We start from the raw sequence: 14056 nt of genomic DNA on the forward strand, positions 1-14056 counted from the left end.
TCGGGTGGGCATCAGGCCGACTTCCGCGGCACCAGCTCGGTGTCGAGCACCGTGCTGCGGCGCGGAGCCGCGCCGTCGATCATCGCCAGCAGCTCGGCGGTCATCCGCGCGCCCATCTCCTCGATCGGCTGGCGCACGGTGGTCAGCGGCGGGTCCGTCCAGCAGCTGATCGGCAGGTCGTCGAACCCGACGAGCGCCACGTCCTCGGGCACCCGCCGCCCCGCGCGGCGCAGCGCGCGCAGCGCCCCGACCGCCATCATGTCGGAGGCGGCGAAGATCCCGTCGACGTCCGGGCGGCGGCTCAGCAGCCGGGACGCGGCGTACTCGCCGGACGCCTGCCCGAAGTCACCGCACACGACCAGGCTCTCGTCGTACCGGCCCGCCCGTGTCATCGCCTGCCGGTAGCCGAGCAGCCGGTCGGCGCCCGCGGTCATGTCCTGCGGCCCGGCGACGGTCGCCACGACCTGGCGGCCGCCGTCGAGCAGCCGCTGGGTCGCCAGCCGGGCGCCGCCCTGGTTGTCGGCGTCCACGTACGGCAGCCGGCCCGTCCGGCCCGCCTGGCCCGGCCGCCCGCCGAACACCACCGGGATGCCGAGCCAGTCGAGGTCGAGCGGGCGGCGGCCGTGCATGCCGACGACGAGAGCGCCGTCGACGTGCCCGCCGTCGAGGTACCGGACCACCGGCGACTGGTAGTCGTCGGTGGCCGGCACCGTGAGCAGCACCAGCTGCACCCCCACTGCGGCCAGCTCCCGGCCCACGCCCGCGGCGATCCGCGGGAAGTACGGGTCGGTGAACAGCCGCGGCACCTCCTCGCACACCACCAGGGCGATCGAGCCGGTGTGCCGCGCGCTGCTCGCCTTCGCCGCCCGCTGCCGGGCGTAGCCCAGCGCCAGCATCGCGGACTCCACTTGCTTGCGCCGTTCCGGGCTGACCCGCGGGAAGCCGTTCAGCACCCGGGACGCCGTGGCGATCGAGACCCCGGCCTCCCGCGCCACGTCGGCCAGGGTGGGCCTCAGCCCCGGCGACGGCTCGACGACGGTCATCGGCTCAGGCACGCTGGAGCTGGAACCGCTGGTTGGGGTTCCCGGTGAACGTCCACTGGGAGATCCGCGCGCCGTCGGCGGTCGACACTCCCCAGACGTCCAGCGCCAGCCCGCTCAACCGGTTCACCAGGCTGATCGCGCCGCTGCCCTGGTCGACGACCCGCCACTGCTGCGCGGTGGCGTTGGTGTCGGCCTGCTGGCCGATGTCCGCCCCGCTGTTGGCGTTGGCGGCCTGGAGCACCAGCCCGCTGTGCCGCGCCCGGACGCGGTAGTAGCCGTCACCGGAGTCGACGAAGTCGAACTGCTGGCTGAGCCCGCCGTTGGCCGACTCCTGCTCGATGAGCGCGCCGGCCGCCGTCGAGGCGCCGGTGATCCCGACGACCTTGTTGCTGTGCTGGGCGGTCAGCCGGTAGTTCACGCCGGTCTGGACCGGCGGCGTGGGCGGCGTGCCGGTGCCGAACTGGGTGATGAACTTCCACACCTCACCGGAGGTCCAGGTCTGCCAGCCGCTGCCGCCGCCGTCCTTCGGCCCCGGGTCGTGCCCGCCGTCGAAGGCGCCCCAGACGACCGGGTACCCGGCCCGGCAGCCGGAGTAGGCGGTGACGATGTGGGTCCGGCTGCCGCTGGCCGGCTCCGGCGGGTTCTGCGGCGTGCAGCCGTTGTTGCGCACGAACTGGTCGCGCAGCGCGCGTCCGGACGAGATCGGCAGGACGTTGTCGGCGATGCCGTGCATGCCGATGTAGGCGACCGGCTGGGTGCCGCCGTTGCAGCCGCTGAGGTTCGCGCCGGAGTAGACGGCCACCGCGCGGAACACCGTGGGGCGGGCGCAGGCGAGGGCGTAGCTCATGGCGCCGCCGTAGCTGAAGCCACCGGCGAACACCTGCGTGGTGTCGACGCACAGGCCGGCCTCGAGCTCGCGCAGCAGGTCGTCGATGAAGGTGACGTCCTGGCCGTTCGGGTTGGCCCAGCCGTTGCCGTTGCCCTGGGGCGCCACGAAGATCGTGTTGTTGCCGGAGCTGTCGGCCAGCCGGCGCAGCCCGTAGTAGGACCAGTTGTAGCCGTCGGTCCCGCCCGAGTCGACGTCGTTCATCGTGCCGCCCCGCCAGTGGAGGCCGACGAACAGGCGGTAGGAGTGGTTGTTGTCGTAGTTGGCGGGCACCCGCAGGATGTAGCTGCGGTTCTGGCCGCCGCTGGAGATCGTGTGGTTGCCGCTGGCCAGGCCCGGTGCCTTCCCGCAGCCCGCGGTGCCGGCGGCCGCGGCGGCCGGCGCCGGCACCTCGGCCGGGGCGGCCTGCGCGGTGCCACTCACCCCCAGCGCCAGCACGGCTCCGATCACGGCGGAGGCGAACAGGGATCTCTTCACCATCAAACGGCTCCCTCTGCTTGTAAACAGCACTGTCTACGGACGTCGTCGTCCTCCCGGGCCGGGGGAGCTCCCGGGAGCGTAAGGGTCCACAATGGAACGTCCGGCGGACGTGGTCACCGGCCGAAGAGCCGGCGCTGGATCTCCCGCCGGTAGTCCTCCAGCGTGTTGTCCAGGTGCACGCCGGTGGCGTGCGCCGCGGCGTCCGGGTCACCGGCCCGGATCGCCTGGTAGATCGCGGCGTGCTCCTCGATCGCGCCCGCCGCGTGCCCGCCGATCGCACCGGACATCCCGATGATGTTCGACTGGCGTTGCAGGCGGCGGGACTCGCCGATGGCCGCCACGAGGAACTGGTTGTGCGACGCGGCGGCGATCCCGGCGTGGAAGTCGTCGTCGCCCCGGTCGAACAGCACGATCTGCCCGGTCAGGTGGCCGTGCCGGCAGGTCTCGGCGGCGGTCTCGATCGCGCGCAGTTCCGCGGGGGTGGCGTTGGCCGCGGCCAGGCGGCTGGCCGCCGTCTCCTGGATCCGGCGGAACTCGAAGAGCATGTAGACGTGGTCGAGATCGGCGGGCAGGAAGAAGCCGCCCCACCGGGAACCGCCCAGCATGCCCTCGTCGTCGGAGACATACAGCCCACGTCCTTTGTGCGCTCGCACCCGGCCGATGGCCGAGAGGATCTTGACGGCCTCCCGCACCATGGTCCGGCTGGTGCCCATCCGCGCCGCCAGCTCGTTTTCGGTCGGCATCCGGTCGCCGGGCCGCAGTTCCAGTTCGGCGATCAGCCGGAGGATCTGCTCCGCCACGACTTCGTAGCCGGGGCGGTACGGGACTGGCGGTGCTACTTCCTCGTCACGGGTCACGCAATGAGTATGACTCAGCAGGCCCGGGCAGCACCTTACCTCGCTGACCCGCCACCCGGTCAATCTTTGTCAGGCCAACCTGTAAGTTACAGCCCCCGTGCACGAAGGGACGACGGTCCGGAGCAATGGTCCTGCTCGCAGCTTGACGCCGGGCAGGCACGCTGTTCTCATGGATCTCCGACGCACCAACGGAAAGCTGCCGGACGGCCTCGAAAGTTTCGAAGCGCGCCCGGCACCCGCCCGCCTCGGATGAGTCGTACACATCCTGCCCGGTCCACCGCCGGACCGAGCCGCCCGGCCCCGCGCCGCGGCCGGCCGGGCGCCGGTACCAGTACACAGTGGACGGTCCGGCGCGCCCGATCGCCGCCGTCACGGAGAGGTCCCCGCCCATGCCGCCGCGCAGCACCGCCGCCGCGCTCGTCACCGCCCTCGTGGTGACCGCGTTCGTCACCCCGTCCGCGCACGCCGCGACGGTCACCATCTCCGTCGCCCCGGACGGTGACGACTCGAACCCCGGCACGTCCGCACAGCCGGTCGCCACCCCGGCGAAGGCCCAGCAGCTGGCCCGCGCCCAGTCGGCGGGCGGCGACGTCGTCGTGCAGCTGGCCGGCGGCACCTACCGGCTGTCCGCGCCGCTCCGGTTCACCAGCGCCGACTCCGGGCAGAACGGCCACACCATCACCTGGCAGGCCGCGCCCGGCCAGAAGCCGGTCCTCTCCGGCGGCAGCCAGGTCACCGGCTGGTCGGTGCAGGACGCCGGCCAGAACATCTGGGTCGCGCCGGTGCCGGTGGGCGCCGACTCGCGGCAGCTGTTCGTCGACGGCGCGCTCGCCCCGCGCGCGGGGATCACCCTCTCCCGCAACGACGTGCAGTTCACCACGTCCGGGATGACCATCACCAACTCCGCGTTGAACTACCTGGCCACGCTGCCGCAGCAGAACCGGATCGAGGTGGAGAGCCAGAACTCCTTCACCGACCGGTACTCCCCCGTCGACCGCATCAGCGGCGCCTCGATCGTCATGCAGCAACCGGCGTGGAACAACAACAACTGGGGCTACGACACCCTCGCCAAGCCGTTCGGCGGCGGGCAGCTGTTCCTGGAGAACTCCTACTCGTTCCTGAAGAACACCGGCCAGTGGTACCTCGACCCGCAGGCCGGGAAGCTGTACTACAAGGCACCCTCCGGCTGGGTGCCGGGCAGCCACGACGTCGAGCTCCCGCGGCTGACTTCGCTGCTGCAGATCGGCGGCACCTACGACAGCCCGGTGCGCGACATCTCCTTCAAGGGGCTGAACTTCGAGCACACCACCTGGCTCACGCCCAGCACGTCGGTCGGGTACGCGAACCAGCAGACCGGCACGTTCCTCGCGGCCGCCGCGTCGATGCCGTCCGACTTCCTGACCTCCTGCCAGTCGGGCTGCCGCCAGTTCGAAGGCGCCCGCAACAGCTGGGCGCAGGCGCCGGCCGCCGTCCAGGTCTCGGCCGCCAGCGGGATCACCTTCAGCGGCAACACCTTCACCCACCTCGGCCAGGTGGCGCTGGGCATCGGCAACGACGCGAACGCACACGCCTCGGGCGTCGGGCTGGGCGCGTCGTCGATCACCGTGGACCACAACACGTTCACCGAGGTCTCCGGGGGCGGCGTCATCGTCGGCGGCGTGCGCCCGGACGCCCACCACCCGTCGAACACCGCCATGACGAACCGGGACGTCACCATCTCGTACAACACGGTCAACCGGGTCGCCCTGGACTACCGCGAGATGGCCGGCATCCTCTCCACCTACGCGACGCACACCGTCATCACGCACAACGACGTCTCGAACCTCACCTACGACGGCATCGACGTCGGCTGGGGCTGGGGCGCGAACGACCAGGGCGGCAGCCAGGACTACCGCAACCGCGGCCTGTACGACTACCAGCCCGTCTACTCGACGCCGACCACGCTGCGGGACACCGTCGTCAGCTACAACCGGGTGCACGGCACGAAGAAGCTCATGCACGACGGCGGCAGCATCTACAACCTCTCCGCCAACCCGGGCAGCTCGATCGACCACAACTACATCTACGACAACAACCGCACGGTCGGGCTGTACCTCGACGAGGGCTCCCGGTACGTGACGCTGTCGGCCAACGTGATCCAGGACTCCGGGGTCTGGGCCTTCACCAACGCCAACGGTAGCAACAACACCAACGACAGCACCTTCAGCGGCAACTGGTACAACGGCGGCGCGACGCAGGTGGCCACCGGCTCGCCGCACAACAACGTGCTGACGGGGAACGTGCAGGTCAGCGGCACGAACTGGCCGTCGGGCGCCCAGCAGGTGATCGCCGCCGCCGGTACCGGCGGGAGCACCACCCCGGCGGCAGGCCCGGTCCGTGCCCTCGGCAAGTGCCTGGACGTCAACGGCGTCTCGACCACCCCCGGCGCCGCGGTCCAGCTCTGGGACTGCAACGGCGGGACCAACCAGGCCTGGGCCCGTACCGGCGCCGGTGAGCTGACCGTCTACACCGGCACGCGGTGCCTCGACGCCAGCGGCCAGGGCACCAGCCCCGGCACCAAGGTCGTCATCTGGAACTGCAACGGCCAGGCCAACCAGCAGTGGCAGGTCACCGCGAGCGGCGCGATCACCGGGGTCCAGTCCGGGCTGTGCCTCGACGTGACCGGCTCCTCGACCGCGAACGGCACGCTGATCCAGCTGGCCACCTGCACCGGCGCCACCAACCAGAAGTGGACTCTCGGCTGACGGACGAAGGAGTTCGGCCATGGTCTTCCGCAAGCGCTCGTTGCTCAGAACCGTCCAGGCCGTCGTGGCGGCCGCCGTGCTGGCCACCGGAGCGGTGGCCGCCACCGGCACCACGGCCCAGGCGGCCACCCAGGAGGCGTGCGACCTCTACGCCGCGGCCGGCACGCCGTGCGTCACGGCGCACAGCACCACCCGCGCCCTGTTCGGGGCCTACAACGGCCCGCTTTACCAGCTCCAGCGGGCCTCCGACCAGCGGTACCTCGACATCGGCCTGCTGGCCGCCGGCGGAGTCGCCGACTCGGCCCCGCAGGTCTCCTTCTGCGCCGGCACCAAGTGCACGGTCACGAAGATCTACGACCAGACGGCCAACCACAACGACCTGCCGATCTCGTGGGGCGGGTTCTGGAAGGGCCCCGGCCCGAACGGCTCGGACATCGGCGCGGACGCGATGGCGCTGCCGGTGACCGTGGGCGGGCACCCGGTGTACGGGATCAAGGTCACCCAGGGCGTCGGCTACCGGATCGACAACGCGAGGAACGTGCCGGTCGGGGCGCAGCCGGAGGGGATCTACATGATCACCTCGTCGAACTACGTCAACCAGTGGTGCTGCTTCGACTACGGCAGCGGCGAGATCTCCCACAACGACACCGGCAACTCCACCATGAACGCCATCTACTGGGGCACCGCCTGCTGGTTCAACGGCTGCACCGGAACCGGCCCGTGGGTGGAGGCCGACCTCGAGAACGGCATGTACCACACCGGAACCGGCTCGAACAAGGATCCGAACAACCCCGGCGTGCACCACCCGTTCGTCAGCGCGTGGGAGAAGAACAACGGCACCGGCAACTTCACCCTGAAGTACGGCGACGCCACCACCGGCGGCCTCACCACGCCGTACTCCGGCGGGCTGCCGCGCGGCTACGCGCCGATGAAGCTGGAGCCGTCGATCCTGCTGGGCACCGGCGGTGACAACAGCAACTCCGGCGTCGGCGAGTTCTTCGAAGGCGCCGTGACCAGCGGCTTCCCGACGGACGCCACGGAGAACGCGGTGCAGGCCAGCGTCACCGCGGCCGGCTACGCCAGCGGCGGCGGTTCGACGAACACCGGCGCGGTGCACGCGGTGGGCGCGAACAAGTGCCTCGACGTCAACGGCATCAGCACCACCCCCGGGACCGCGGTCCAGATCTGGGACTGCAACGGCGGCACGAACCAGACGTGGACACGCACCGGCACCGGCGAGCTGAACGTCTACAGCGGCGGCAACACCCGCTGCCTCGACGCCTCCGGCAAGGGCACCACGCCGGGCACCAAGGTCATCATCTGGAACTGCAACGGGCAGAACAACCAGCAGTGGACGTTCACCACCAACGGGACGGTCACCGGTGTCCAGTCCGGGCTGTGCCTCGACGTCGCCGGCTCCGGCACCGCGAACGGCACCGCGGTGCAGCTGGCCACCTGCACCGGCGCGAACAACCAGAAGTGGTCCCTGAGCTGAAAGGTCACCGGATGTCTTCGTTCGAGCTGTCGCGGCGCCGGCTGATCGTGGTGGCCGGGGCCGCCGCGGCGGCCGGCCTGGTCCGCGTCCCCGCCGGGTGGGCGACCCAGGGACCCAGCAGCTACACGCCGAGCTGGGCGTCGGTCGACCAGCACCCACCCGCGCCGGAGTGGTTCCAGGACGCCAAGTTCGGCATCTACTACCACTGGGGCGTGTTCAGCGTCCCGGCGTACGGCAACGAGTGGTACCCGCGGAACATGTACATCGACGGGTCCAACGAGAACAACCACCACAAGCAGGTGTTCGGCGACCCGTCGGCGTGGCCGTACCAGAACTTCATCAACGGCGCCCGCGACAAGGCGGGCAACTGGGTGCAGTTCGCGCCGAAACTCAAGTCGGCGGGCGGGAACTTCGACCCGGCGGAGTGGGCGCAGCTCTTCGCCGACGCCGGTGCGAAGTTCGCCGGCCCGGTCGCCGAGCACCACGACGGCTACTCGATGTGGAACAGCAGCGCCAACGAGTGGAACTCGGTCAAGACCGGGCCCAAGCTCGACCTGCTCCGGCTGCACGCGGACGCCATCCGCGCCAAAGGCCTCAGGTTGCTGGCGGCCCTGCACCACGCGTACCACTTCACCGGGTACTACGACCACGTGCCGGCCCAGTCGACCGATTCGCTGCGCCGGCTCTTCGGCCAGAACGGCCGGACGGCGGAGAACCAGCTCTGGTTCGACAAGCTCCGGGAGGTCGTCGACGGCTACCAGCCCGACCTGGTCTACCAGGACTTCAACCTGACCCAGGTCGACGAGACCCAGCGGCTGAACTTCCTCTCGCACTACTACAACCAGGCGGTGGCGTGGAACAAGGACGTCGTCGCCACCTACAAGGACGGGTTCGACAACCGCGGTGAGGTCTTCGACTTCGAACGCGGCGGGCCGGGCGACCTGCTGAGCCCGTACTGGATGACCGACGACAGCATCTCCAGCTCCAGCTGGTGCTACACCACCGGCATCGGCTACTACTCGATGAAGGCCATCCTGCACTCCCTGCTCGACCGGGTCAGCAAGAACGGCACCATGCTGCTGAACATCGCGCCGATGGCCGACGGCACCATCCCCTCCGGCCAGCGCACGATCCTGCTCGGCATCGGCGACTACCTCAAGCGGTTCGGCGAGTCCGTCTACGGCACCCGCGCGTGGGCGGTGTACGGCGAGGGGCCGACGAAGATGGGCGGCGGCTCGTTCACCACCCCGGTGGAGGGGACGAAGACCGACGTCCGGTTCACCCGCAGCAAGGACGGCACGGTGCTGTACGCGACCGTGCTGGGCTGGCCGGGCAGCACCTTGCCGATCACCACGCTGGGCTCGAACCGGATCAACCTCAGCACGCTGGTGTCGGCCCAGTTGCTCGGCCCGAACGGCACCCCCACCACCCTGCCCGCTCCCGTGCAGGACGCCTCCGCGCTGCGCGTCGCGCTCCCGTCGGCCACCCCGCCGTTCGACGCGCCCGCGTACGTGGTGAAGCTGACGTTCTCCGGCCCGGTCCCGACGCCCGGCTCCGGTCCCCTGCCGACCGGCTGGGCCAGGATCGCCAACGGCACCACCGGCCTGGTGCTGGACAGCGGCGGCAACGTCGCCGCCGGGTCCCCGCTCAAGCAGTGGAACTGGGACGGCAGCACGAACCTGCAGTGGCAGCTGACCGACGCCGGCGGCGGGTACGTCCGGATCGTCAACCGCACCAACGGGCTGGTCGCCGACAGCAGGGGCAACACGGCCAACGGCGCCACCTGCGCACAGACGGCCTGGACCGGAGCCACCAGCCAGCAGTGGAAGCTGACGAGCCTGGGCAACGGCCGGTACCAGATCGTCAACCGGGCCACCGGCACCGCGCTCGACGGCATGGGCAACACCGCGGCCGGTTCGAGCGTGGGCCTGTGGACGCCGAACAGCAGCACCAACAACCAGTGGACCATCACCGCCGTCTGACGGCGGATCATCGAGGAGAAGAGATGCGCACACGGCTCGGGTGGCTCGCCGCCGCCGCGGCGGTACTGGCCGGCACCCTGCTGCCGGGCACCGCCGCCGCCGAATCGAACGGTGGGGTCCGGGTGATGCCCCTCGGCGATTCCATCACCGAAGGCACCCAGGTGCCCGGCGGGTACCGGATCGGGCTCTGGCAGCGGGTCACCGCGGGCGGGTACCAGGTGGACTTCGTCGGCTCGCAGTCCAACGGGCCGGCGTCCCTCGGCGACCACGACCACGAGGGCCACCCGGGCTGGCGCATCGACCAGATCGACGCGAACATCGTGTCCTGGCTGCGCACCAGCACCCCGCACACGGTCCTGCTGCACATCGGCACCAACGACGTCCTGCAGAACTACAACGTCGGCGGCGCGCCGGCCCGCCTCTCCGGCCTGATCGACCACATCACCGCGACGGCACCGGACGCCGAGGTGTTCGTGGCGACGATCATCCCGATCGCCAACAGCGGCCAGGAGGCGGCGGCGCGCACCTTCAACGCCGCCATCCCCGGGATCGTGCAGGGCAAGCAGAACGCCGGCAAGCACGTGCACCTGGTGAACATGCACGACGCGCTGACCACCGCCGACCTGATCGACGGCGTCCACCCCACGGCAGGCGGCTACGACAAGATGGCCGCGGTCTGGTACGCGGCGCTGCAGGCGGTCCCGGGCAGCATCGGTACCCCCGGGCAGTCCTCGGCCCGGCAGCTCGTCGGCACGCAGTCGGGCCGCTGCGCCGACGTCCCGAGCACGGCCGACGGCACCGCGGTGCGGCTGGCGGACTGCGCCGGAGCGCCGTGGACGCCCAGCGGCAAGCAGCTGACCACCGCGGGGAACAAGTGCCTCGACGCCTCCGGGCAGGGCACCGCCGACGGCACCCCGGTGATCATCTGGACCTGCTCGGGCCAGGCCAACCAGCAGTGGAACGTCAACGCCGACGGCACGCTCACCGGCGTGCAGTCCGGCAAGTGCGTCGACGCGACCGGGCAGGGCACCACCGCCGGGACCAAGCTGATCCTGTGGACCTGCAATGGGCAGGCGAACCAGAAGTGGACCCTCCGGGCGGCCGCCTGACCGGGAGCGCTCCCAATTCTGCGGCTCGACGACAACGCACTTCGGGAATTGATCACCGCGACCCTCTTTGCACCGGCCCGTCGCTGTGGTTACATCGATACCGCCTCAGATTGAGAGCGCTCCCAGAAAACGCCACAACGACGTGGAGGACACCCATGAAGCTGAGGAACGCCTTGTCCGCGGCACTGCTCGCCGCGGCCGGGCTGGCGGCGCCGGTCGCCGTCGCCCCGGCCGCGCACGCGGACACCCTGATCTGCGACCAGTACGGCTCGACCACCATCGGCGGCCGCTACGTCGTCATGAACAACCGGTGGGGCAGCAGCGCGCAGCAGTGCATCAACGTCACCGGGAGCGGGTTCCGGATCCAGACGCAGCAGGGCTCCACCAGCGGCGGGGCGCCGCTGTCCTACCCGGCCGTCTACCTCGGGTGCCACTACTCGAACTGCTCCCCCGGCTCGCCGCTGCCCCGGCAGCTCAGCCGCATCGGCAGTGCGCCGTCGTCGATCTCCTACACCTACGCCGGCGGCGTCTTCGACGCCTCCTACGACATCTGGCTGGACCCGACGGCGAAGACCAACGGCGTCAACCAGATGGAGATCATGATCTGGTTCAACCGCACCGGCGGCGTGCAGCCGGTGGGCGGCCGGGTCGGCACCACCAGCATCGGCGGCCGCGGCTGGGAAGTGTGGCAGGGCAACAACGGCGGCAACGACGTGGTGTCCTACGTGGCCCAGTCGACCCTGTCGGGCTGGTCGTTCAACGTGCTCGACTTCGTCAACGACGTCGACAACCGCACCCGCGTCGACCGGTCCTGGTACCTCACCAGCATCCAGGCCGGGTTCGAGCCGTGGAGCGGCGGGGTCGGTCTCGCGGTCAACTCGTTCTCCCAGAGCATCAATTAGCACGGCGAAAGTTTCGACTGGCTTCCCCAAGCGCATCGAAATGTAATTTACACCCGATCCGGTCCCCGAAGGATTCCGATGAAAATCGCGCATTTCCTGATCGGCGTGCTGGCGGCCATCGCCGCCTCGGTGGTCGTCCCCGGGACCGCGGCAGGCGCCGCCGCGGTCCCGGTCATGCCGCTCGGGGACTCGATCACCCAGGGCGGCTCGATCGGCGGCTACCGCCTCGACCTCGGCGCGAAGCTGCGGGCCGACGGGCGCTCGATCGACTTCGTCGGCTCGCTGGCCGACGGGCCGGCGAGCATGCCCGACCGCAATCACGAAGGTCACCCCGGCTGGACCATCGCCCAGATCGACGCGAACGTCACCGGCTGGCTGAACACCTACAAACCCCGCACGATCCTGCTGCACATCGGCACCAACGACATGTACGGCAGCGACCCGGCCGGTGCGCCGCGGCGGCTGTCGGCCCTGGTCGACAAGATCACGAACCAGTCCCCGGGACGGACCTGTTCGTCGCCACCATCATCCCGATCAGCTTCGCCGACCAGACCGTCCGCACCTTCAACGCCGCGATCGCCCCGGACATGCGGGCCAAGGCCGCCGCCGGCAAGCGCGTCCACCTGGTCGACATGTACCCCTCGGTGGCCGTCTCGGACCTGCCGGACGGCATCCACCCCAACGCCGCCGGCTACAGCAAGATGGCCACCACCTGGTACAACGCGCTGAAGGCGGTGCCCGGCAGCATCGGCGGCGACGACCCGCAGCCCCCGGCGGGCGGCCCGTGCACCGCGACCCCGCGGATCGTGGGCAGCTGGAACGGCGGCTTCCAGGGCGAGGTGACCGTCACCAACAGCGGCACCGCGGCCTTCACCGGGTGGACCGCGAAGTTCAGCCTGCCCAGCGGCCAGGGCATCACCCAGATCTGGGGCGGCACGGCGACCGGCACCGGCTCGGTGACCGTGCAGAACGTCGCCTACAACGGCGCGCTCGGCGCCGGCGCCTCGACGACCTTCGGCTTCCTCGTGTCCGGACCCGGCGCGGCGAGCCTCGGCGCGGCCACGTGCACCAGCCCGTGACCGCGCACCCGTTCCCCACGAAATGAAGGTGTACACATGAAGATGACATCGCGGTCGTTCTCCCGAGCCGCGGCAGCTTCGGCTTTCCTGGCCACGTCGCTCGGGGTTTCGCTGGTCCTCGCCCACTCGGCGGCCGGCGCGGCCTCCACGCTGGGCGCGGCAGCGGCCCAGAGCGGCCGGTACTTCGGCGCCGCCGTCGCGGCCGGGAAACTCGGCGACTCGACCTACGTGAACATCCTCAACCGGGAGTTCAATATGGTCACTCCCGAAAACGAGATGAAGTGGGACGCCACCGAGCCCAACCGCGGGCAGTTCAACTACAGCGGCGGCGACCGGATCCTCAACCAGGCGGTGAGCACCGGCAAGCGGGTGCGCGGGCACGCGTTGCTGTGGTACCAGCAGGAGCCGGGCTGGGCGCAGCGCATGGAGGGTTCCGACCTGCGCTCGGCCATGATGAACCACGTCACCCAGGTCGCCACCCACTACAAGGGCCAGATCTACGCCTGGGACGTCGTCAACGAGGCGTTCGCCGACGGCGGCAGCGGCGGCCGGCGCGACTCGAACCTGCAGCGCACCGGCAACGACTGGATCGAAGCCGCCTTCCGCGCCGCGCGGGCCGCCGACCCGAACGCGAAGCTCTGCTACAACGACTACAACACCGACGGCGTCAACGCCAAGAGCACCGGTGTCTACAACATGGTGAAGGACTTCAAGTCCCGCGGCGTCCCGATCGACTGCGTCGGCTTCCAGTCGCACCTGTCCGGCAACCCGCCCGGTGACTACCAGGCCAACCTGCAGCGGTTCGCCGACCTCGGCGTCGAGGTCCAGATCACCGAGCTCGACATCTCCGGCTCCAACCAGGCGAACGCCTACGCCGCGGTGACCCGTGCCTGCGTGGCCGTCGCGCGCTGCGCCGGCATCACCACGTGGGGCATCCGCGACACCGATTCCTGGCGCACCGGCGAGAACCCGCTGCTCTTCGACGGCAACGGCAACAAGAAGGCCGCCTACAACAGCGTCCTCGACGCCCTGAACTCCGCCACCCCGACCACGCCGACCACCCCCACCACCCCGACGACCCCGACCACGCCGACGACTCCCACCACGCCGACCACGCCGACGACCCCGACCACGCCGAACCCGAGCGGCTGCACCGCCTCGGTCACGCTGAACCAGTGGAACGGCGGCTTCGTGGCCAACCTGAAGGTCACCGCCGGATCCACCGCCCTCAACGGCTGGCGGGTGACGACGAACCTGCCCGGCGGCGCGGCCGTGACCAACGGCTGGAGCGCCACCAACAGCGGCACCACCGGCAGCGTCACCTGGTCCAACGTGTCCTACAACGGCAGCGTCGCGGCCGGGCAGTCGACCGAGTTCGGCTTCCAGGGCACCGGCAGCGCCGACGGCATCACGGCGACCTGCGCCGCGAGCTGACCCGCTCCCCCGACGAAGGAGACCATCGTGCACCACCGAAAGCGC

10 protein-coding genes and 1 pseudogene are annotated in these 14056 nt (G+C 70.5%); 8 read left to right on the plus strand and 3 right to left on the minus strand.

Translation table 11 applies throughout. From position 1 onward, the window contains the following. Positions 1–11: 11 nt before the first annotated feature. The 3 genes from HUT10_RS05700 to HUT10_RS05710 all read right to left on the minus strand — a co-directional run bounded on the left by HUT10_RS05700 (position 12) and on the right by HUT10_RS05710 (position 3266). Entirely contained in the window at positions 12–1043 is a 1032-nt protein-coding gene (locus tag HUT10_RS05700) for a LacI family DNA-binding transcriptional regulator (RefSeq protein ID WP_176170201.1), read from the minus strand. A gap of 4 nt (positions 1044–1047) precedes the next feature. Then, positions 1048–2409, minus strand: a complete 1362-nt coding sequence (locus tag HUT10_RS05705; RefSeq protein ID WP_176170202.1) for an RICIN domain-containing protein — start codon at positions 2407–2409, stop codon at positions 1048–1050. Between the two features lie 113 nt (positions 2410–2522). Beyond that, entirely contained in the window at positions 2523–3266 is a 744-nt protein-coding gene (locus tag HUT10_RS05710) for a FadR/GntR family transcriptional regulator (protein WP_254896701.1), read from the minus strand. Positions 3267–3655: 389 nt separating this feature from the next. On the opposite strand from HUT10_RS05710, the gene HUT10_RS05715 reads away from it, so the two are divergent. The 8 genes and pseudogenes from HUT10_RS05715 (at position 3656) to HUT10_RS05745 (ending at position 14011) form a co-directional block, all read left to right on the plus strand. Continuing rightward, positions 3656–6010, plus strand: a complete 2355-nt coding sequence (locus tag HUT10_RS05715) for a ricin-type beta-trefoil lectin domain protein (RefSeq protein ID WP_176170203.1) — start codon at positions 3656–3658, stop codon at positions 6008–6010. A gap of 19 nt (positions 6011–6029) precedes the next feature. After that, a complete protein-coding gene (locus HUT10_RS05720) occupies positions 6030–7505 on the plus strand; it encodes an arabinofuranosidase catalytic domain-containing protein (protein ID WP_176170204.1) in 1476 nt (491 codons plus the stop codon). Between the two features lie 11 nt (positions 7506–7516). Beyond that, the gene (locus HUT10_RS05725) at positions 7517–9487 is read left to right on the plus strand and encodes an alpha-L-fucosidase (protein WP_176170205.1); all 1971 of its coding nucleotides are present in this window, start codon (positions 7517–7519) and stop codon (positions 9485–9487) included. Between the two features lie 23 nt (positions 9488–9510). Continuing rightward, positions 9511–10596 (plus strand): SGNH/GDSL hydrolase family protein, encoded by a 1086-nt coding sequence (locus HUT10_RS05730; RefSeq protein ID WP_176170206.1) that lies wholly within the window; start codon positions 9511–9513, stop codon positions 10594–10596. A gap of 155 nt (positions 10597–10751) precedes the next feature. Next, the gene (locus HUT10_RS05735) at positions 10752–11498 is read left to right on the plus strand and encodes a glycoside hydrolase (RefSeq protein WP_254896702.1); all 747 of its coding nucleotides are present in this window, start codon (positions 10752–10754) and stop codon (positions 11496–11498) included. Positions 11499–11672: 174 nt separating this feature from the next. Next, a pseudogene (locus HUT10_RS50525) lies at positions 11673–11966 on the plus strand (GDSL-type esterase/lipase family protein); the annotation flags it as partial. A gap of 119 nt (positions 11967–12085) precedes the next feature. Further along, on the plus strand, positions 12086–12577 hold the full coding sequence (locus HUT10_RS50530) for a cellulose binding domain-containing protein (RefSeq protein ID WP_254896703.1): 492 nt from the start codon (positions 12086–12088) through the stop codon (positions 12575–12577). A 36-nt stretch (positions 12578–12613) separates the two neighbouring features. Beyond that, positions 12614–14011, plus strand: coding sequence for an endo-1,4-beta-xylanase (locus tag HUT10_RS05745; protein ID WP_176170207.1), 1398 nt, complete (start codon positions 12614–12616; stop codon positions 14009–14011). Positions 14012–14056: the final 45 nt, after the last annotated feature.

Origin of the sequence: Amycolatopsis sp. Hca4 (assembly GCF_013364075.1) — a bacterium.
In the GTDB taxonomy this organism is placed as follows: domain Bacteria; phylum Actinomycetota; class Actinomycetes; order Mycobacteriales; family Pseudonocardiaceae; genus Amycolatopsis.